20 protein-coding genes are annotated in these 18,431 nt (G+C 72.8%); 9 read left to right on the top strand and 11 right to left on the bottom strand.

Features of this window, described 5'->3' with window-relative positions:
• Positions 1–16: 16 nt before the first annotated feature.
• On the top strand, positions 17–898 hold the full coding sequence (locus tag AB0A61_RS13655) for a YegS/Rv2252/BmrU family lipid kinase (RefSeq protein WP_361290996.1): 882 nt from the start codon (positions 17–19) through the stop codon (positions 896–898).
• Positions 899–967: 69 nt separating this feature from the next.
• Here AB0A61_RS13655 and AB0A61_RS13650 read toward each other — a convergent pair whose 3' ends face one another.
• Both AB0A61_RS13650 and AB0A61_RS13645 read right to left on the bottom strand, forming a co-directional pair.
• Positions 968–1,621 carry an alpha/beta hydrolase gene (locus AB0A61_RS13650; protein WP_361290993.1) on the bottom strand — a complete coding sequence of 218 codons (654 nt, stop codon included), beginning with the start codon at positions 1,619–1,621 and terminating at the stop codon, positions 968–970.
• Between the two features lie 254 nt (positions 1,622–1,875).
• Positions 1,876–2,241: a transglycosylase family protein gene (locus tag AB0A61_RS13645; RefSeq protein ID WP_361290990.1), complete on the bottom strand. Its 366-nt coding sequence runs from the start codon at positions 2,239–2,241 to the stop codon at positions 1,876–1,878.
• A gap of 111 nt (positions 2,242–2,352) precedes the next feature.
• Here AB0A61_RS13645 and AB0A61_RS13640 point away from each other — a divergent pair, with 111 nt between their 5' ends.
• From AB0A61_RS13640 to hypE, 8 genes are all read left to right on the top strand, one after another.
• Positions 2,353–2,721: a hypothetical protein gene (locus AB0A61_RS13640; protein ID WP_361290987.1), complete on the top strand. Its 369-nt coding sequence runs from the start codon at positions 2,353–2,355 to the stop codon at positions 2,719–2,721.
• A gap of 66 nt (positions 2,722–2,787) precedes the next feature.
• Positions 2,788–4,497 (top strand): hydrogenase maturation protein, encoded by a 1,710-nt coding sequence (locus AB0A61_RS13635; protein WP_361290984.1) that lies wholly within the window; start codon positions 2,788–2,790, stop codon positions 4,495–4,497.
• Complete coding sequence (locus AB0A61_RS13630; protein WP_361290981.1) at positions 4,494–5,075, top strand: hydrogenase maturation protease; 582 nt, start codon at positions 4,494–4,496, stop codon at positions 5,073–5,075. The genes AB0A61_RS13635 and AB0A61_RS13630 overlap by 4 nt, the downstream gene beginning before the upstream one ends.
• Positions 5,076–5,121: 46 nt before the next feature.
• On the top strand, positions 5,122–5,991 hold the full coding sequence (hypB, locus tag AB0A61_RS13625) for a hydrogenase nickel incorporation protein HypB (RefSeq protein WP_361290978.1): 870 nt from the start codon (positions 5,122–5,124) through the stop codon (positions 5,989–5,991).
• On the top strand, positions 5,988–8,372 hold the full coding sequence (gene hypF / locus AB0A61_RS13620; RefSeq protein ID WP_361290975.1) for a carbamoyltransferase HypF: 2,385 nt from the start codon (positions 5,988–5,990) through the stop codon (positions 8,370–8,372). The genes hypB and hypF overlap by 4 nt, the downstream gene beginning before the upstream one ends.
• Before the next feature lie 59 nt (positions 8,373–8,431).
• Entirely contained in the window at positions 8,432–8,767 is a 336-nt protein-coding gene (locus AB0A61_RS13615) for a HypC/HybG/HupF family hydrogenase formation chaperone (RefSeq protein ID WP_361290972.1), read from the top strand.
• Positions 8,764–9,906 carry a hydrogenase formation protein HypD gene (hypD, locus tag AB0A61_RS13610; RefSeq protein ID WP_361290969.1) on the top strand — a complete coding sequence of 381 codons (1,143 nt, stop codon included), beginning with the start codon at positions 8,764–8,766 and terminating at the stop codon, positions 9,904–9,906. Before AB0A61_RS13615 ends, hypD begins: the two co-directional genes overlap by 4 nt.
• Positions 9,899–10,981 carry a hydrogenase expression/formation protein HypE gene (gene hypE, locus AB0A61_RS13605; RefSeq protein WP_361290966.1) on the top strand — a complete coding sequence of 361 codons (1,083 nt, stop codon included), beginning with the start codon at positions 9,899–9,901 and terminating at the stop codon, positions 10,979–10,981. The genes hypD and hypE overlap by 8 nt, the downstream gene beginning before the upstream one ends.
• Positions 10,982–11,069: 88 nt before the next feature.
• On the opposite strand, the gene hypA is transcribed toward hypE, so the two are convergent.
• The 9 genes from hypA to AB0A61_RS13560 all read right to left on the bottom strand — a co-directional run bounded on the left by hypA (position 11,070) and on the right by AB0A61_RS13560 (position 18,354).
• A complete protein-coding gene (hypA, locus tag AB0A61_RS13600; protein WP_361290963.1) occupies positions 11,070–11,426 on the bottom strand; it encodes a hydrogenase maturation nickel metallochaperone HypA in 357 nt (118 codons plus the stop codon).
• A 7-nt stretch (positions 11,427–11,433) separates the two neighbouring features.
• The gene (locus tag AB0A61_RS13595; protein ID WP_361290960.1) at positions 11,434–11,673 is read right to left on the bottom strand and encodes a hypothetical protein; all 240 of its coding nucleotides are present in this window, start codon (positions 11,671–11,673) and stop codon (positions 11,434–11,436) included.
• A gap of 22 nt (positions 11,674–11,695) precedes the next feature.
• Positions 11,696–11,902, bottom strand: a complete 207-nt coding sequence (locus tag AB0A61_RS13590; RefSeq protein ID WP_361290957.1) for a hypothetical protein — start codon at positions 11,900–11,902, stop codon at positions 11,696–11,698.
• A 65-nt stretch (positions 11,903–11,967) separates the two neighbouring features.
• Complete coding sequence (locus AB0A61_RS13585) at positions 11,968–12,564, bottom strand: DUF5947 family protein (RefSeq protein ID WP_361290954.1); 597 nt, start codon at positions 12,562–12,564, stop codon at positions 11,968–11,970.
• Entirely contained in the window at positions 12,561–13,172 is a 612-nt protein-coding gene (locus AB0A61_RS13580) for a NifU family protein (protein WP_361290951.1), read from the bottom strand. The genes AB0A61_RS13585 and AB0A61_RS13580 overlap by 4 nt, the downstream gene beginning before the upstream one ends.
• On the bottom strand, positions 13,165–14,958 hold the full coding sequence (locus AB0A61_RS13575; RefSeq protein WP_361290948.1) for a nickel-dependent hydrogenase large subunit: 1,794 nt from the start codon (positions 14,956–14,958) through the stop codon (positions 13,165–13,167). The genes AB0A61_RS13580 and AB0A61_RS13575 overlap by 8 nt, the downstream gene beginning before the upstream one ends.
• A 64-nt stretch (positions 14,959–15,022) precedes the next feature.
• Positions 15,023–16,111, bottom strand: coding sequence for a hydrogenase expression protein HypE (locus AB0A61_RS13570; protein ID WP_361290945.1), 1,089 nt, complete (start codon positions 16,109–16,111; stop codon positions 15,023–15,025).
• Positions 16,108–17,787 (bottom strand): hypothetical protein, encoded by a 1,680-nt coding sequence (locus tag AB0A61_RS13565; protein WP_361290942.1) that lies wholly within the window; start codon positions 17,785–17,787, stop codon positions 16,108–16,110. The genes AB0A61_RS13570 and AB0A61_RS13565 overlap by 4 nt, the downstream gene beginning before the upstream one ends.
• 243 nt (positions 17,788–18,030) lie before the next feature.
• Complete coding sequence (locus AB0A61_RS13560) at positions 18,031–18,354, bottom strand: acylphosphatase (RefSeq protein WP_361290939.1); 324 nt, start codon at positions 18,352–18,354, stop codon at positions 18,031–18,033.
• Positions 18,355–18,431 lie beyond the last annotated feature (77 nt).

Genomic DNA, 18,431 nt, shown 5'->3' with positions numbered 1-18,431 from the left:
CCCCGGAGGCCCACCGATGCGACAGTTCACGGCCATCGTCAACCCCACCGCGGGCGGATCCACCGGGGCCGCGGCGCTGCTCCAGGTGGCGCGGCTGCTCCGGGAGGCGGGGGCCGAGCTGGAGACCGAGTACAGCCGCAGCCTGGCCCACGCACAGGAGCTGGCCCGGGAGGCGGGGGCGCGGCAACGCGTGGTCCTCGCCGTCGGCGGCGACGGAATCGCGGGCGGAATCGGCGGGGCGCTCAGCGGCACCGGCACCCTCTTCGGCATGGTCCCGGCCGGCCGCGGCAACGACTTCGCCCGCGCGCTGGGACTGCCGAGCGAACCGTCCGAGCTGGCCCCCGTCCTGCTCCACAACGCCCCACGCCTCGTCGACACCATCGAGGTCGAGTCGGCCGTCCACCCGCGCACCGTCGTCCTGGGCAGCGTCTACGCCGGTGTCGACGCGCTGGCCAACCGCCACGCCAACCAGGCGAAGCTGCTGCGCGGGGCCGCCTCCTACTACGCCGGCGGGCTCCGGGCGGTCACCACCTGGCGGGCCGCGACCTACCACGTCACGGTCGACGGCGAGGAGCACACGCACCGCGGGTACACGGTGGTGGCGGCCAACTCGGCGTACTACGGATCCGGTCGCATGATCGCCCCGGGCGCCCGCGTCGACGACGGTCTGCTCGACGTCGTCATGATCCGGGAGGCACCGCGCCGGCTCTTCTTCGCCCTGATGAACGAACTCAAGTCGGGCACGCACGTCGACCGGCCCGAGGTGCGCGTCCTGCGGGGCAGGGAGATCCGTATCGCGGCCGACCGCGAGGTGCCCTACGGCGCCGACGGCGAGGTGGAGGCCGTCCTTCCGGTCACCGCGAGAGTGCTCCCCGGGGCGCTGTCCGTGCTCTGCTGAGGGACCTCGTGCGGGTTGCCCTCGCCCCGCCGACTCGCCTGCCCCGCTCGCGGACCGGTCCGTCGCGGGTCAGTCGGCCAGATGGCGCTCGAACCACTCGCGGGCCAGCCGGGCCACCTGCTCCAGGGTTCCCGGCTCCTCGAACAGGTGGGTGGCCCCGGGAACCACCTCGATCCGCACTTCGCCGGGGATGCGCTGCGCCGCCTCGCGGTTGAGCTCGACCACGTGGTGGTCGGCCTCACCGACGATGAGCAAGGTGGGCCGATCGACCCGCTCCAGGGACTTGCCCGCAAGATCCGGCCGGCCGCCACGGCTGACCACCGCGCGGACCGTGTCCTGCCGCGCCGCCGCGGCGACCAGGGCCGCCGCCGCACCCGTACTGGCGCCGAAGAGCCCGAGGCCGAGGTGCATGGTGGGCTCGTAGTTCTGGAGCCAGTCGGAGAGGTCGACCAGCCGCGCCGAGAGGACGCCGATGTCGAACCGCAGGGAACCGGTCACGGCGTCGAGGACGTCCTCCTGGCGGGTGAGCAGGTCGGCCAGGACCGTCCCCAGGCCCACCGTCTGCAGCTCTCCGGCGACGTAGCGGTTGCGTGGACTGTGGCGGCTGCTGCCGCTGCCGTGCGCGAACAGCACCACGCCCTTGGCCGCCTTCGGTATCACCACGTCCGCCTCCAGCTCCACGCCGGCGGCGGGTATCCGGACGCTTTCCATCACAGCGTTCACAGCATCCTCCTCACGCCGTCGACCCGGCGCCGTCACACCCCGGCCGGACAGGTTTCGGGCGGGGTTCCTTCACCGGGACCACCGAAACCGACCTTGTCCGGAAATTCAGGTCATTACCGACTTCCATCCTCCGCCCTGCAGGGCGAACGTCGGGGCGACGGGGCGTCTGCCGTTCGGTGAACGAAATCTCACCAGGCGGACAGGAGGCGCCTGTGGGCCGGATCCGCACCGGCATGCGGGCCCGCGGCCGGATCTCAGGCGCAGGCCCAGGCCGACATGCCCTGCAGGATGGACAGCCGCCGGGCCACGGCGATCTGCTCGGCGCGCGTGGCCAGGTCGGCGCGGCGGGCGTACTTCAGGCCCCCGGCCGCGATCCAGCTGGACTGGCGGAACTGCAGCCCGCCGTAGTACCCGTTGCCGGTGTTGGCCCTCCAGTTGCCGCCGGACTCGCACCGGGCGATGGCGTCCCAGTCCGGGGTGAGCGCCCGGGAGGGGAGGGCGGTCGCCGCCGGTCCGCCGGCGAGTGCGGCGGTGGTCGTGAGCAGGAGCAGTGCCGTCCGGACCCCCCGGCGACGACCGTGACGGCTGGTGGCCATTTCGGTGTTCTGCTGCAAGATCATGCGCAGACTGTTACATAATATGAACGTTAAGTAGCAGGCGACGCGCCGACGGCCGGGCCTGCCGAGGTGCGGCCCGGTCCGCCGGTTCCCGGGGCGGGGTAAGGCTCACCCATGACCTTCAAGAGTCCCGTTCACCGCGGCGGCCCCCGGCGCGGCCGGTTCGAGCAGTTCGCGGAGTACGCCTCCTACTTCACCAGCTCCCCGGCCTTCTTCCTCATCTGCTTGCTCCTGGTCGGCTTCTTCGTCGCCGCCCACGCCGCGCACCTCCCCATCGAACTGCTGTTGCTGGCGGGCGAGTCCATGACCGCGGTGACGCTACTGCTGCTCGCGCTGCTGAAGAACGCCGAAATGCGCGCCGAGCACGCGGTCCAGCGCAAACTCGATGCGATCGCCCGGGCCCTGCTGGAGATGAACAGAAACGATACGAGCAAAGCCTTCCAGGATCTGAGGGATTCGATCCGGATGGAGGAAGAGACCTGACACAGGCGGACGAAACACGGTCAGGGTCCTTCGTGGCACCCGCAGAAGCGACGAACATGCCGCGTCATGGACATTCTGCTCGTCGCCAGCGCGTTCAACAGCCTGTCCCAACGCATGTACGCCGAACTGACCGACCACGGCCACCGGGTGGACGTCGTACTCGCCTCGCACGGGCCCGACGCCGTCCGAACCGCCGTACGCGACACGCCCCCGGACCTGGTCATCGCGCCGATGCTGAAGACGGCGCTGCCCGAGGACCTGTGGCGTGAGCACACCTGCCTCATCGTGCACCCGGGGCCACCGGGCGACCGCGGCCCGTCCTCCCTGGACTGGGCGATCGCCGAAGACGCGCCGCGCTGGGGAGTGACGGTCCTGCAGGCGGAGGCGGCGATGGACGCGGGCGCCGTCTGGGCCGCGGCGCCGTTCGAGACGGCACCGGTGGGCAAGAGCGACCTGTACCGCAACGAGGCCTCCGACGCCGCCATGGCCGCCGTCCTGACGGCCGTGCGGCGGTATGCCGACGGCGCCTTCAAACCGCAGCCGCAGACCGACCCCTCGATCCACGTGGTGTGGCGCGACGTCCTGCGCCAGCAGCAACGGCGGATCGACTGGGAGAACGACAGCACGGAGACGGTGCTGCGCAAGCTCCGCGGCGCCGACTCGCAACCAGGAGTGCGGGACGAACTCCTCGGCCGCGAGGTGTTCCTGCACGGCGGGCACCCGGAGGACCTGCTGCGCGGACGCCCGGGCGAACTGATCGCCACGCGCGCGGGAGCCGTCTGCCGGGCCACCCGGGACGGCGCCGTGTGGATCCCGCAACTCCGCCCGCGCAAAGCCTCCGGCGATCCGGCACCGTTCAAGCGTCCGGCCGTCTGCGTCCTCGGCCCGCTCCCCGTCCCGGAGTCGGCCGTCCCGCTCGAACTGCCCCCCGAGCGGCGCACCTGGACCGACATCCGCTACCGGCAGCGCGGCGACGTCGGCTTCCTGACCTTCTCCTTCCCCGGCGGGGCGATGAGCACCGACCAGTGCCGCAGACTGCTCGCCGCCTACCACCACGCGCTCGCCCGCCCCACCTCGGTACTGGTGCTCGGCGGGGCCCGTGACTTCTTCTCCAACGGCATCCATCTGAACGTCATCGAGGCTGCCGCCGACCCGGCCGCCGAGTCGTGGACCAACCTCAACGCCATCGACGACCTGGTCGAGGCGGTGCTGCGCACCACCGACCGGCTGGTTGTCGCCGCTCTGGGCGGCAACGCGGCCGCCGGCGGCGTCATGCTCGCACTCGCCGCGGACGAGGTGTGGTGCCGCGCCGGCGCCGTCCTGAACCCGCACTACCGGAGGATGGGTCTGTACGGCTCGGAGTTCTGGACCTACAGCCTGCCGCGCCGGGTCGGCCGGGAGACGGCAGAGCGGCTCACCACCGAGGCCCTGCCGATGAGCGCCGCGACCGCGGCCGGGCTCGGGCTGGTGGACCGTCTGGTGCCCGTACCGGCAAGGGAGTTCTCCGACGAGGTCGACCGCATGGCGGCCGCGCTCACCCGGGCACCGGACCTCGGCCGGCGGGTCGCGGCCAAGGCGGCGGCACGCGAGCGCGACGAGGCGGTACGGCCCCTCGCGGAATACCGCCACGCCGAACTGACCCGGATGCGCGAGATCTTCTTCGATCCCCGGGCCGGCTACCACGCCCTGCGCTCGGCGTTCGTCCGCAAGGTCCCGGGCGGCTCCGCGCGCCCCCTGGCCCCCGTCGCCGCGCCCCCGGCGGGAGCAGCCCGGTGAGCGGCGCGCGTGTGCTGGTCGCCGGCGTCGGCAATATCTTCCTCGCGGACGACGCCTTCGGCCCCGAGGTGATCAGGGCGCTCGACGCCCGCCCGCTGCCGCCCGGCGTCAAGGTCCGGGACTTCGGCATCCGCGGCCTCGACCTCGCCTACGAACTGCTGGACGGATACGACACCGCCGTCCTCGTCGACGCCGCCCCGCGCGGCCACCGGCCCGGCACCCTGTCCCTGATCGAGGCCGACCCGCCCGACGGCACGGCCCCGCCCGAGGCCCACGGCATGGACCCGGCCAAGGTGCTGGCGCTGGCCACCCACCTGGGCGACGGGCCGCTGCCCCGCGTCCTCGTCCTCGCCTGCGAGCCCCAGGTGCTGCCGCGCGGCGACGACGACATCGTCGGCGGGCTCAGCGCCCCGGTGCGGGCAGCGGTCGACCGGGCCGTGGAAGCGCTGCACACCATGGTCCCGGTCCTGCTCGCCGACCCCGCGGCCACACCCGTCTTGGTCCGCCCGGAGGAATCCGCGCGGCCGCACACGGCTCGGCTCCCCCACCTCGCGGCCGAGGGAGCCGAGGATCGGTAGGGGACGGACATCCGTTCGCCCCGAGCGACCACGAGGAGCAGCGCCCATGTGCCGGTCCGTCGACGTCAAGCAGGCCGTCCTGGCGAAGAACGACGATCTGGCCGCGGCTCTTCGCGGCGACCTGGCCCGGCAGGGCGTGACCGTGGTGAACCTGCTGTCCAGCCCCGGCAGCGGCAAGACCGAACTGCTCGGCCGGGTGCTGGCCCGGGCGGTCGAGCGGGACGTCCCGGTGGCCGCACTGACCGCGGACCTGGCGACCGAGAACGACGCCCGCCGGCTGGCCCGTTCGGGAGCCCCCGTGCAGCAGGTGCTGACCGACGGCCTGTGCCATCTGGAGGCGGGGCAGGTGCGCCGCCGACTCGAGGGCTGGCTGCCCGCCCGCACACAGGTGCTGTTCGTGGAGAACGTCGGCAACCTCGTCTGCCCGGCCTCGTACGACCTCGGCGAGACCCTGCGGATCGTGCTGATGGCCGTGACCGAGGGCGAGGACAAGCCGCTGAAGTACCCCACCGCCTTCGGCTCCGCCCACCTGGTCGTCGTCACCAAGACCGACCTGGCCGAAGCCGCCGGATTCGACGAGGCCGCCTTCCGGGCCAACGTCCACCGGGTCAACCCGGGCGTGGAGATCGTGGGGACCTGCGCACGCACCGGCGACGGCGTCGGCACCGTCCTGGAGCGCGCGCTCGCCACCCGCGACGCAGCCCCGCCGCACCGGCCTCCCCTCGCGCCGCACCCCCACGGCCACCAGCACGACGACGACCGGGACCGCGGTGACGGCCACGGACCCGCGCACGAGGCGCAGGAGGCCTACCAAGCCCACGAGGCGAACGAGGCCCACACCGTGCACGGGACCGCCGGCGACGCCCGCGGCGACCACCTCGCGCATCCGCGCCCGGCTGCCGCTCCCGCCTCGTGACCGCACACGCCACCGGCCCGGTACGCCGACGGCTTACCGTGCGCGGCACGGTGCAGGGCGTGGGCTTCCGGCCCTATGTGCACCGTCTGGCCGCCGACCTCGCGCTCGCCGGCTTCGTGAGCAACACCGCGAGCGGGGTGCTGATCGAGGTGGAGGGCCCGCCGGACGGCGTCACCCGGTTCTGCGACCGACTGGCCGAGGAACCGCCGCCCCTGGCCGCCGTGACCGGCATCGGGTCCGAGGACGTCCCCGCCACCGGCGCCACCACCCCGTTCACCATCCGTCCCAGCGAGCAGTCCACGGGACGGACCCAGCTCCCCCCCGACACCGCCACCTGCGCCGACTGCCTGCGGGAGCTGGCCGATCCGGCCGATCGCCGGCACCGGCACCCCTTCATCACCTGCACCCACTGCGGCCCCCGCTTCACCATCGCCACCGCCATGCCGTACGACCGGGCGGCCACGACCATGGCCGGCTTCCCGATGTGCCCGGCCTGCGCCCGCGAGTACGCCGATCCCGCCGACCGTCGCTTCCACGCCCAGCCCGTGGCCTGCCCCGACTGCGGCCCCCGCCTGCGCCTGGTGCCCGCGGCGGGCAGCGGCCTGCGCCCGGCCCGGGACGCGGACGCGCTGACGGGGGCCCGTGCCCTGCTCACCGCGGGGCGGATCGTCGCCGTCAAGGGCGTCGGCGGGTACCACCTGGCCTGCGACGCCACCGACGCGCGTGCGGTCGCCACCCTGCGCACCCGCAAGGAGCGGGGCGGCAAGGCGTTCGCCGTGATGTGCGCCGACCTCGCCACCGCGGAGCGGATCGCCGACCTCTGCGACCGCGAACGGGCCGCGCTCACCGGGCCCCGGCGCCCCATCGTCCTGCTTCGCCGGAGCACCGGGCAGGACGGACCCCGACTGGCCGACGCCGTGTGCCCCGGCAGCCCGCACGTCGGCGTGATGCTGCCCTACACCCCCGTGCACACCCTGTTGTTCGGGCTCCCCGGAGATCCGCCCGGCCCCCGTGTGCTGGTCATGACCAGCGGCAACCGGTCCGGCGAGCCGATCGTCACGGACGACGAGGAGGCGCTGACCCGGCTGGCCGGGCTGGCCGACGCCTGGCTGTCCCACGACCGTGCCATCGCCTCGCCGTGCGACGATTCGCTGCTGCGGGTACGCCCCGACGGAACCGAGCAGGTGCTGCGCCGCTCCCGCGGCTACGTACCGCGCCCGCTGCGCCTGCCGCGTCCGGTGCGCCCCGCGTTCGCCGTGGGCGGCGACCTGAAGAACGCGCCCTGCGTCGGCGACGGCGAGCAGGCCTGGTTCGGACCGCACATCGGCGACATGGGCGACCTGGCCACGCTGGACGCGGCCCGGCGCGCGGAGCGGCACCTGCTGCGCCTGACCGGTGTCGCGCCCGCACTCGTCGTGGCCGACCGGCACCCGGGCTACCACTCGGCCCGCTGGGCGCGCCGACGGGCCGCCGAACTGCCCGCCGGGCAGACCCGGTTCGTCCAGCACCACCACGCGCACGTCGCCTCCGCGATGGCGGAGCACGGCCTGGACGGCACCGCGTCCGTGATCGGCGTCGCGTTCGACGGCACCGGCTACGGCGACGACGGCACCGTCTGGGGTGGCGAGGTCCTGATCGCCGACTACGCCGGCTACCGGCGCTTCGCCCGTCTGGCCCCCGCCCCGCTGCCCGGCGCTGACGCCGGCGTCACCAACCCCTGCCGCCTCGCCCTGGCCCGGCTGTGGGCGGCCGGCCTGCCGTGGGACGCGGACCTGCCCTGTGTCGCCGCCTGCACCGGCGACGAACTGGCCGTACTGGAACAGCAGTTGGCGCGGCAGGTGGCCTGTGTGCCCACCTCCAGCATGGGACGCCTCTTCGACGCGGTGTCCTCCCTGGTGGGCGTGTGCCACCGCGTCGGATACGAGGCGCAGGCCGCACTGGAACTGGAGGCGGCGGCCGCCTCGGCCTGGGACGCGGAGCGCTCGGCGTACTCGTTCGGCATCGCCGCCGGGACCGGCGGCGGCACGGGCGTCCTCGGGTGCGACCCGGCACCCGTGCTGCGGACGCTAGTCGCCGACCTGCGGCGCGGCACCCCGGCACCGGTTCTCGCGGCCCGCTTCCACCGGGCCGTCGCGCGGGCCGTGGTGCGGATCTGCCGGGGCGCGCGCCAGGCCACGGGCCTGACCACCGTCGCCCTCAGCGGGGGCGTGTTCGCCAACGGCCTGCTGGAGGAGGAGTGCACGGCGCTGCTCGCCGAGGACCGCTTCACCGTGCTGCGACACGGCGAAGTCCCGCCGAACGACGGCGGGTTGGCCCTCGGACAGCTCATGGTCGCCGCGCACCGGCGGCAGGACGGGCGTCATCCGGCGGCCGCCCGGTGACCCGGCGGGCCCGTCGAAGCTCCGGCGGCCCGCACAGAAGCGACGAGACGGAGTGACCCATGTGCTTGGCAGTGCCCGGCAGAGTCGTGTCCATCGACCACCGCGCCGACCCGCTCACCGGGTTGATCGACTTCGGCGGTGTGCAGAAACAGGCGTGTCTGGAATACCTGCCCGACCTGCGGGTGGGCGAGTACGTCATCGTCCACGTCGGGTTCGCCCTGCAGCGCCTGGACGAGGAGTCGGCCCGGGCGTCCCTGGAGCTGTTCGAACAACTGGGGCTGCTGGAGGAGGAGTTCGGCGACGCCTGGCAGCAGGCGGCGCAGCAGGCCGGGGACGCGGCCGCGCACGACCGCGTGGCCGTGGAGCACGAGCGGAGCGGGAGCGAGGCCCGATGAAGTACATCGACGAGTTCAACGACCCCGACCTGGCACGGCGGCTGCTGGACGAGATCCGCTCGACGGTCACCCGGCCGTGGGCGCTGATGGAGGTCTGCGGCGGCCAGACCCACTCGATCATCCGGCACGGGATCGACCAGCTGCTGCCCGAGGAGGTGGAGCTGATCCACGGTCCGGGCTGCCCGGTGTGCGTCACCCCGCTGGAGCTCATCGACAAGGCGCTGGACATCGCCTCGCGCCCCGGGGTGATCTTCTGCTCGTTCGGCGACATGCTGCGGGTGCCGGGCAGCGACCGCGACCTGTTCCGGGTCAAGGGCGAGGGCGGTGACGTACGGGTGGTGTACTCGCCGCTCGACGCCCTTCAGCTCGCGCGCAAACACCCCGACCGTGAGGTCGTGTTCTTCGCCATCGGCTTCGAGACGACCGCGCCCGCCAACGCGATGGCCGTGCACCAGGCCCGTCGGCTGGGCCTGAACAACTTCAGCCTGCTGGTGTCGCACGTGCGGGTCCCGCCCGCCATCGAGGCCATCATGACGGCCCCCACCTGCCGGGTGCAGGGCTTCCTGGCCGCCGGACACGTGTGCAGCGTGATGGGCACCGCCGAATACCCGCAACTGGCCGAACGGCACCGCGTTCCGATCGTGGTGACCGGCTTCGAGCCGCTGGACATCCTGGAGGGCATCCGGCACGCCGTCCACCAGCTGGAGCGCGGCGAGTACCGGGTTGAGAACGCCTACCCCCGCGCCGTGCGCGAACAGGGCAACCCGGCCGCCCTGCGGATGATCGAGGAGGTGTTCGAGGTCGCCGACCGGGCGTGGCGCGGTATCGGACGGATCCCCGCCAGCGGCTGGCGGCTGACGGACGCCTTCCGCGCCTACGACGCCGAGCACCGTTTCGACGTCACCGGCATCCGCACCGAGGAGCCCGCCGTCTGCCGCGCCGGCGAGGTACTGCAGGGCCTGATCAAGCCCGCCGAGTGCGCCGCCTTCGGCACCACCTGCACGCCCCGCACCCCGCTCGGCGCCACCATGGTCTCCACCGAGGGCGCCTGTGCGGCCTACTACCTGTACCGCCGGATGAACGGCCCGGCGCCGCAGGGCTCCCGGGTCCCGCACGAGGAGATGAACACCGTTGGCTGAACTGGCTTCCGCGGCCGTCGAGGCCCCCGTCGACCCCGCGAACTGGACCTGCCCCGCCCCCCTGCGCGACCAGCCGGTCGTGGTGATGGGGCACGGCGGGGGCGGCGCCCTGTCCGCGGAGCTGATCGAGGAGGTCTTCGCCCCGGCGTACGGCAACCCCACCCTCGCCGGGATGGGCGACTCCGCCGTCCTCCACCTGGGCGGCGCCCGGCTCGCCTTCTCCACCGACGCCTACGTCGTCAGGCCGCTGTTCTTCCCCGGCGGCAGCCTCGGCGACCTGGCGGTCAACGGCACCGTCAACGACCTGGCGATGAGCGGTGCCAGGCCCGCCCACCTGTCCGCCGCCTTCGTCCTCGAGGAGGGCGTCGAGCTGACCGTGGTCGACCGGATCGCACGGGCCATGGGGGCGGCGGCCGAAGCCGCGGGGGTCACCGTGGTCACCGGGGACACCAAGGTGGTCGAGGCAGGACACGGCGACGGCGTGTACGTCACGACCGCCGGGGTGGGCCTCGTCCCCGAGGGGCTGGACATCCGCCCGCAGCGGGCCCGGCCCGGCGACGCCGTCGTCGTCAGCGGCCCGATCGGTCTGCACGGCGTGGCCATCATGAGCGTCCGGGAGGGCCTGGAGTTCGGCGTCGAGGTCGCCAGCGACACCGCACCGCTGGCCGACCTGGTCGCGGCCATGCTGGCCGTCACCCCCGACATCCACGTCCTGCGCGACCCCACCCGGGGCGGCCTCGCCGCCTCCCTCAACGAGATCGCACGCGCCTCGGGCACCGGCGTCCGCCTGCACGAGCGGGCCATTCCGATCCCGGACGCGGTCGCCAACGCCTGCGGGTTCCTCGGCCTGGACCCGCTGTACGTCGCCAACGAGGGCCGGCTCGTGGCCTTCGTGCCCCGGCACCACGCCGACGCCGTCGTGGCCGCGATGCAGGGCCACCCGCAGGGCGTCGGGGCCACGCTCATCGGCGAGTGCGTCGCCGAGCACCCCGGCATGGTCGTGGTGGCCACCGGCCTCGGCGGCACCCGGGTGGTCGATCTGCCGCTGGGCGAGCAGCTGCCGCGGATCTGCTGACCGATCCGCCGGACCCGGTACGGCTGTACGGCCGACCCCGCCGGTGCGCAAGGCGCCGGCGGGGTCGGCCGTTGATCGGGAGCCCGCGTCAGGTGGGGACCGGCGCGCCCTCGATTCCGGTGATCTCGAGCTCCCGTCCGCTGCGCAGCTCCTGCGAGGGACGGTCGCAGTGCGGGCACCAGAAGAAGGGAGGCATGCCGACCAAGAACTCCTCGGCGCACGGGACGCACCAGGCCCGGGCGGTGACCTGCTCGACGACGAGCCGGGCATCGGCCAGGGCGGTGCCCTCGCGGGCCACCTCGAAGGCGAAGCACAGGGCGTCGGGTACGACGCCCGCCAGCTCCCCGACCCGGACGGTCACCGCCGAGACGGCGTCCGCCCCGTCCGCCCGGGCGAGTTCGCCGGCCTGTTCCACGATCGCGGTCGCGATCGACAACTCGTGCACGACCGGCTCACGGGTAGCGGTGGCCCGCGCGCAGGCCACCGGTCATGCGCCAGATCCGCACTTCGCGCACGATGCTGGGGATCTCCGACGCGAGCAGCGCTGCCAGCAGCCCACCGACCACGGCCGCCTGCGCCTTCAGCACGCGCTTCGCCGTCAGCCCCGGGCTGACGCTGGACCCCACGCGGGCGCCCACGAGAGCGCCCGCGGCGGCGGCACGGGCCGCCGTACCTGCTTGTTCGACCTTCATTCCGGCCACTCCCTGCTGTCTGTCATCCCGGAGAGATGTTCGGCATCGCCTGCACGAGCGCGTCATGCCGCTTCCAGTGGATCCCGGTGGAACGGCGCGCGTCGGAGGTGCCGTCCTCGTGGTGTCCGGTCTGGTGCTGGTAGGGACCTTTGTTGCCCTGGTGCAGACCGGGCACGTGCGTGGGCGTGTCGGGCCTCGCCTGGGGACGGCCGACTCGGATGGTGCCCATGGGGTGTTCTCCTTCCTCGCCTCCGCGCGCCACGTCCTCGGCGGACGGGTCGGCGGAGCACGTGCTCACGGCCGCTCGGTGAGGTCCGCGAAGAACCGCTCGACGGCCGGCCAGACCCGACCGCCTCCGGACAGGCCCCGCCACTCGCGGCGTACGAGGGCGACCATCCGGAAGCAGTCGTCGATCGGCACGATCCAGTGGTGGTCCATGCCGCGGACGGTGTTCACCAGCAGCGCCTCCACATCGGGTTCCACGGAAGCGAGCTCCGGACACCCGGCGGCCACCTGCCGCCAGGCCGCGCCGTCCACCTCCCACCGCATGGCCCCGGCCGGGCTCGGCCCCTCGGCGGTGACCGTGCCGTCCGGGTGCGGCACGAAGAACGCCAGACCCACCGGTACGCCCAGCGCCTCGGTGTCGACCGGGGGAAGCCGCAGGCGACGCCGCGGAACCAGCCGGTAGTGCCCGTCGCCGGCCTCCCGCCCGGCGAACAGCACCGAGCAGGGGCCGCACACGCACCGCACTTCGGCGTGCCCGGTGTCGTACAGGTGGTGGTGTTCCTCGGCCACCGGGGCGGCGCACAGGTCGCACACCTCCGCCTCGGCCTCGGCCGTCCGGTCGGAGGCCGAGCGGATCAGGCGGGCGAGCGCTCCGTCCACGGTCACCGCGCCTCCTGCGGCCTGGGTGCGCGTCGGCGCGTCAGCGAGTCCAGCGGTACGAACGCCGGGGCGGTCGGCCGCTCGGGGCCGCCGGCCACCGCCTCCACCGCCATCAGCTCGGGAGCGGCGGCGAGAACCGCCTCACGGACCGCCTCGGTGACGTCGGCCGTGCCGCCGCCGCAACCGGAGCCGCACCCGCCGGACACCGACAGTCGCACCCGGCCCACCCGGCCGTCCACGCCGGCCCACTCCACGTGGCCGCCGCGTTCGCGCACCGCGGGCTGCAACCGCTCCACGGCGCGGGCGGCCCGGCGCTCGAGCGGCTCCGGGTGGATCGCGTGCAGCACCAGCAGGTGCCCCAGCAGCTCGTCGTCGGCCAGGCGCTCGGCCAGCGCGGCGTCCGCCCGCTCCAGCACGCGGGCCAGCGCCTCGCCGTAGACCTCGGTCAGTACCCGCACCGCCTCCAGCGCGGAGCGGGACGTCGGACCGGGGGCGGACTCCAGGCCCTCCAGCAGCTCGTCGAGACGGGCGAGACGGGCCTCGACGGCCGGGTCCGCGAGCCGTCCGGCGGGCGCCGGGTCCCCGGAGGGACCGCCCTGCCCGGCATCAGCCATGGTTCGCCCCGTACGTCGGCGAGTGCATGGTGGTGAGCGTCTTGCCCTTGCCCATGTACATGTGCACGCCGCACGGCAGACAGGGGTCGAAGCTGCGGACGGTACGCATGATGTCGACGCCCTTGAAGTCGTCGGGCCCGTTCTCCTCGAAGATGGGCTGCCCCTGCACGGCGTCCTCGTACGGTCCTGGGGTGCCGTAGATGTCGCGGGGACTGGCGTTCCAGGGGGTCGGCGGGTACGGGTGGTAGTTGGCGATCTTCTTGTCCTTGATCACCACGTGGTGGGACAGGACACCGCGCACCGCCTCGTGGAAGCCGCAGCCGATCGCCTCGTCGGGCACCTCGAAGTTCGAGAACACCTTGGTGTCGCCGGACCGCAGGAGCCCCATGGCCTCGTCCACGAACTGCAGGGCCATGGCGGCGGCGTAGGCGATGAAGTACGGCCGGGCGCGGTCCCGCTCGATGGTGTTGCTCCACTTCGGGATGTGCCATTCCAGCGTCGTCTCCGGCAGGCTCTCGCCCTTGGGCAGCGAGATGCGGACACTGTGGCCGGTGGCCTTGATGTACGGGGTGTCGACCAGCCCGTTCAACGCGGTCGACCACAGGCGGGCGAGGGGACCGCCGCCGGTGTCCAGGGCGAGGTGGTCCCCGCTTCTCTGGTCGTACCACCGGGGGCTCATCACCCAGCTGTACTTGTCGTCGAAGTCGCGCTTCTGAGGCACCGGGACGGTGGTCTGGTTCCACGGGTGGCGCATGTCGACGGGGTTGCCGAGCGGGTCGTGGGTGACGAAGGGCTGCTCGTTGACCCAGTCCTCGTAGTAGGAGCTGCCGAGCATGATGCGCATGCCGAGGTTGATGTCGACAAGGTTGTTGGTGACCAGCTCGCCGTCGACGACGATGCCCGGGGTCACGTACATCGCCTTGCCCCACTGGTTCATCGTCTCGTAGCGGTAGTCGACGACGTCCGGGTTCTGCCAGGCGCCCCAACAGCCCAGCAGGATGCGGCGCTTGCCGACCTCCTCGTAGCCCGGGAGGGCTTCGTAGAAGAAGTCGAAGACGTCGTCGTTCATCGCCACGGACTTCTTGGCGAAGTCGACGAAGTGCATGAGCCGGCTGAGGTAGTCGGTGAAGGTGTTCGGCTGCGGCATGGTGCCGACGCCACCCGGGTACAGCGTCGACGGGTGGACGTGCCGTCCCTCCATCAGACAGAACATCTCCCGGGTGACCCGGCTCATCTTCAGGGCCTCTTTGTAGACCTCGCCCTCGAACGGGTTGAAGGCCTTCATGATGTCGGCGATGGTCCGGTAGCCGTGGATCTCGCCGCGGGGCGCGTCGGTGCGCTCCGCGCGGGCCAGCAGACCGGGGTTGGTGGCCTTGACCATCGCCTCGCAGAAGTCCACGAACACCAGGTTGTCCTGGAAGATCGTGTGGTCGAACATGTACTCGGCCGCTTCGCCGAGGTTGACGATGTGCTCGGCCAGCCGTGGCGGCTTCACGCCGTAGGCCATCTGCTGGGCGTAGTTGGAGCACGTGGTGTGGTTGTCGCCGCAGATGCCGCAGATGCGTGAGGTGATGAAGCCGGCGTCGCGCGGGTCCTTGCCCTTCATGAACACCGAATAGCCGCGGAACAGCGACGAGGTGCTGTGGCACTCCACGACTTCCTGGTTGGCGAAGTCGATCTTCGTGTAGATGCCCAGGTTCCCGATGATCCGGGTGATCGGATCCCAGGACATGTCCACGATCTGTGCGGGCTTGCGTTCCGTGGGCCGGGCCTCGGTTGTGGTCATCTGCGTTACTGCCCCTTGCTGTCCGTGTTCCGTGGGTGAGTGGTGGGATGTGGTGCCGGCCGTGTCACGGGCGGTAGTGCGGGTCGTATCCGGTGGTCAACTTGCGTTTGTTGTGGCGCCACTTGGGCTCGTGGTTGACCATCTCGTTGGTCAGACCGCGCAGTCGGCGGATGACGGCGCCGTACGGCTTGATGACCAGGGACGACAGCGTTCCGCCGGGAGGTTCGTCCATGAACGGCATGAACGCGTCCGGGAAGCCGGGCATCGTGCACCCGATGCAGATGCCGCCCACGTTCGGGCAGCCGCCGATGCCGGCCATCCAGCCCCGCTTGGGTACGTTGCAGTTGACCACCGGACCCCAGCAGCCCGTCTTCACCAGGCACTTGGGGGAGTTGTAGTCCTTGGCGAAGCTGGCCTGCTCGTAGTAGGAGCCCCGGTCGCAGCCCTCGTGCACCGTCTTCCCGAACAGCCACTGCGGGCGCAGCATGTGGTCCAGCGGGGGCGGGGGAGCGGTCCCGGCCGCGTGGTGGAGCGTCCAGACAAGGGTCTCCATGAAGTTCTCCGGCTGTACGGGGCAGCCGGGCACGTTGACCACGGGCAGGCCACCCTGGGACGTGAAGTCCCAGCCCAGGTAGTCCGCGAGGCCCATGCACCCGGTGGGGTTGCCGGCCATCGCGTGGATGCCGCCGTAGGTGGCGCAGGTGCCGATGGCCACCACCGCCCAGGCCTTGGGCGCCAGTTGGTCGATCCACCAGTTCAGGGGCTGGGGCTCGCCGGTGTCCGGGTCGTTCCCGAACGACGTCCAGTAGCCGTCGCCCTTGATGATGTTCTGGTTGGGGATCGAGCCCTCGATGACGAGGATGAACGGGGCCAGGTCGCCGCGCGCCGCCGCCCGGTACGGGGCGAGGAAGTCCTCGCCGCCCAGGCTCGGTGAGAGCACCTTGTTGACCAGGTTCACCTTCGGCAGGCCCGGGATGAGACCGAGCACCACGTCCTCGATGGAGGGCTGGCCGGCGGCCGTGACGGAGACGGTGTCGCCGTCACAGCTCATCCCTTCCGAGATCCACAGGATGGTGATCTCGTCGAAACCCTTCCGTGCCTCGGCCCGGTCGGGTTCCTTGCTGACTTCGGTGGTGCCGCTCTGTGTGGTCATGTGTTCGGCCTCCGCTGCAGGGGGTCTCGGAGTCGGTCGGGTGCCGCGGCCTGAGGTGCGGCGGGAGCCGTTGCCGGCGGCTCGTCCTGGGCGTCCGTGGGGCGGCTCGGCTCGACTTCGTCGGGCCGGAAGTAGTGGAAGCGGCCGTACCAGCCGTTCAGTTCGGCCGCGGGATCGTCGTCCAGGGTGACGGCCAGATGCACGGTGCCGTCGACGTCGTGGAAGACGGCGGCGACCTGAGCGGTGCGCCCGGCCAGGAACATGTCCTGGGCGTCGGCGCCCCGGACTCGCGGGCGCAGCCGCACCCGGCTGCCGCCTGCGACGGGCACGCCGTCGACGAGGACCGTGTCCGTGGTCGGGGACAGGCCTTCGTCGGCGCCCTCCTGCCACCAGGCGGGGCGCCCGGCGGGCGGGCCCGCGAGCGCGTCGGACCCCGGTGGGGAGGCCGGGGCCGTGGGCACCGCGGTGTCTGTCGGGCCGGCCGGGACCACGGTCGCTGCGGACCCCGTCGAGCCGGCGGGGGCCAGTGAGCGGATCGCTCCGTGCAGCCGGGCGAAGACCTCCGGGGGCATGGTCTCGACCCGGTCGAGGATCCGTGCGGCCCGCGGGTCGGTGGCCCGCGCCTCGCGCTTCTCCTCGTCGGTCAGGAGCATGGTGCGCAGCGTCAGGATCTCGTCGATCTCCGCGGCGTCGTGCAGATCGCCGGGGCTCTCCGGCGCCACCTGGGGGTGGTCGGGAAGGATGATCGGCGAGGACAGCAGCACGGGACCGGTGCAGCCCTCGCGCCGTCCGCGCATGTCGCCGGTGCCGCCGGGAGCGGCGGGCGGCTCGCCGCCGAGAACGGGGAAGGTGAACGCGTTGCGGCACCCGCGGGCGTGCTGCTCCAGGTCTCCGGGCGGGTCGATGAGCGAGACGAACTCCACGCCCTCGCCGCCGATCAGCGCATGCGTGGCGATCAGCGCATGGCGCAGCGCCTCCGCACGCGCGGCCCGCGCATCCGGCGCGGCGCCCACGTTTTCGGTACGCACCCGGAGCCGGCAGACGTCGCCCGTGAGCCGCTCGGCCACGAGCGTGGTCCGCGCCCGGACCTCCTCGCGCCGCCGCACGATCCGCCCCACGTCCGGGGACAGCGACTCGGTGTGCTCGCCGGCCCCGGCTCCCACCGGGGCGGTGTGCTCCCGCCGCAGCAGGTCGTCCAGCTCGGCGACGAGCTCGGTCTCGCACGGCACCGCCTCGTCGAAGGTGAGATGCGTGGCGTCGTCGCCGGTCAGCAGCGACTCGACCGGGCGGTGACGGCCGTCGGGCCCGATCGCCTGCACCTGCTTGTGCTGCATCTGCAGGTACCGCACCTTCACCCGGACCACGGCACCGGGCCGCCGGATCCGCAGCAGGCACTCGGTCTGCTGGTACCAGGAGTCGGCCGCCCCGGACAGGCCGGCCACGACGGGGCCGTCCCGCTCCACCCAGTCCCGGGGCAGGAGCACCCCGAACTGCCAACGGACGCGGTTCTTGGGCGACGAGCGGCGGTACGGGTAGAGCAGGTAACCCTCGTAGAGGACCGCGTCGGCGACCGTGCTCAGCTGCTCGAAGGGATGCCCGCCACGACTCTTGGGCACGGCGGCGCCGTCCTTGGCGGCAGCGCGCGGAACGCCACCCTCGACCACAGCCTCCGGCATACCGGCTCCTCGGACTCCTGGGGTGGGCATGTACGCCATCCCTTCCACCACCGTCACATCGCTCACGCCCTTTCGCCCCCTGCGGACCAGTGGAGTTGGGCCGTCCAGGGGAACGAGAGGCGGCGGCCGGGGGAGCGCCGGTGCCTGAGCAGGCACGGGCCACGTCCGAAGGCCGCTGTTGCAACGGCGGCGGTGTCCCGGCCCGGGGCGCGGACCTCGCCCTGCGGGCCGGCCGGTCCGCAATCAGCCCGGGGCGCGGTCCGGTCCGCCGCGGGGGCGGTCCCCGGGTTCGGCGTCGGGCAGGACGCGGAAGCCGGACCAGCCCTCGGGCTCCTCGGTGACGGCGGTGCACTGCACGACCTTCGCCGTCGTCGGACCCTCGGCCGCCCAGCGCACCATGCTGTCGACGTCCCCGGGGCGCCCCTCGAAGACGGCTTCGACGTCGCCGTTGCGCAGATTGCGCACCCATCCCGCCACTCCTCGCTCCTCGGCGAGGCGACGACAGGTGTCGCGGTAGAACACGCCCTGTACGCGGCCACTGACGTGCACGTGCTGCTGGACGGTCATGGCACTCCACGGGGGTGTGAGGCCTGAGGACACGCGGCTGTCCGACGACACGCCGGCCGGGTCCGCCCGGCCGGGCT

This window comes from Streptomyces sp. NPDC046197, from assembly GCF_040646295.1.
GTDB lineage: Bacteria > Actinomycetota > Actinomycetes > Streptomycetales > Streptomycetaceae > Streptomyces.
This window is presented reverse-complemented; position numbering and strand designations above follow the sequence as displayed.

Excerpts from the sequence above, each read along its gene's own strand:
- AB0A61_RS13575 (WP_361290948.1), bottom strand. The coding sequence starts at position 14,958 with ATGACCACAACCGAGGCCCGGCCCACGGAACGCAAGCCCGCACAGATC.
- hypB (WP_361290978.1), top strand. The coding sequence starts at position 5,122 with ATGTGCCGGTCCGTCGACGTCAAGCAGGCCGTCCTGGCGAAGAACGAC.
- AB0A61_RS13615 (WP_361290972.1), top strand. The coding sequence starts at position 8,432 with ATGTGCTTGGCAGTGCCCGGCAGAGTCGTGTCCATCGACCACCGCGCC.
- AB0A61_RS13655 (WP_361290996.1), top strand. The coding sequence starts at position 17 with ATGCGACAGTTCACGGCCATCGTCAACCCCACCGCGGGCGGATCCACC.
- AB0A61_RS13635 (WP_361290984.1), top strand. The coding sequence starts at position 2,788 with ATGGACATTCTGCTCGTCGCCAGCGCGTTCAACAGCCTGTCCCAACGC.
- AB0A61_RS13580 (WP_361290951.1), bottom strand. The coding sequence starts at position 13,172 with ATGGCTGATGCCGGGCAGGGCGGTCCCTCCGGGGACCCGGCGCCCGCC.
- AB0A61_RS13640 (WP_361290987.1), top strand. The coding sequence starts at position 2,353 with ATGACCTTCAAGAGTCCCGTTCACCGCGGCGGCCCCCGGCGCGGCCGG.
- AB0A61_RS13645 (WP_361290990.1), bottom strand. The coding sequence starts at position 2,241 with ATGATCTTGCAGCAGAACACCGAAATGGCCACCAGCCGTCACGGTCGT.
- AB0A61_RS13590 (WP_361290957.1), bottom strand. The coding sequence starts at position 11,902 with ATGGGCACCATCCGAGTCGGCCGTCCCCAGGCGAGGCCCGACACGCCC.
- AB0A61_RS13595 (WP_361290960.1), bottom strand. The coding sequence starts at position 11,673 with ATGAAGGTCGAACAAGCAGGTACGGCGGCCCGTGCCGCCGCCGCGGGC.
- hypD (WP_361290969.1), top strand. The coding sequence starts at position 8,764 with ATGAAGTACATCGACGAGTTCAACGACCCCGACCTGGCACGGCGGCTG.
- AB0A61_RS13570 (WP_361290945.1), bottom strand. The coding sequence starts at position 16,111 with ATGACCACACAGAGCGGCACCACCGAAGTCAGCAAGGAACCCGACCGG.
- AB0A61_RS13565 (WP_361290942.1), bottom strand. The coding sequence starts at position 17,787 with ATGCCGGAGGCTGTGGTCGAGGGTGGCGTTCCGCGCGCTGCCGCCAAG.
- AB0A61_RS13560 (WP_361290939.1), bottom strand. The coding sequence starts at position 18,354 with ATGACCGTCCAGCAGCACGTGCACGTCAGTGGCCGCGTACAGGGCGTG.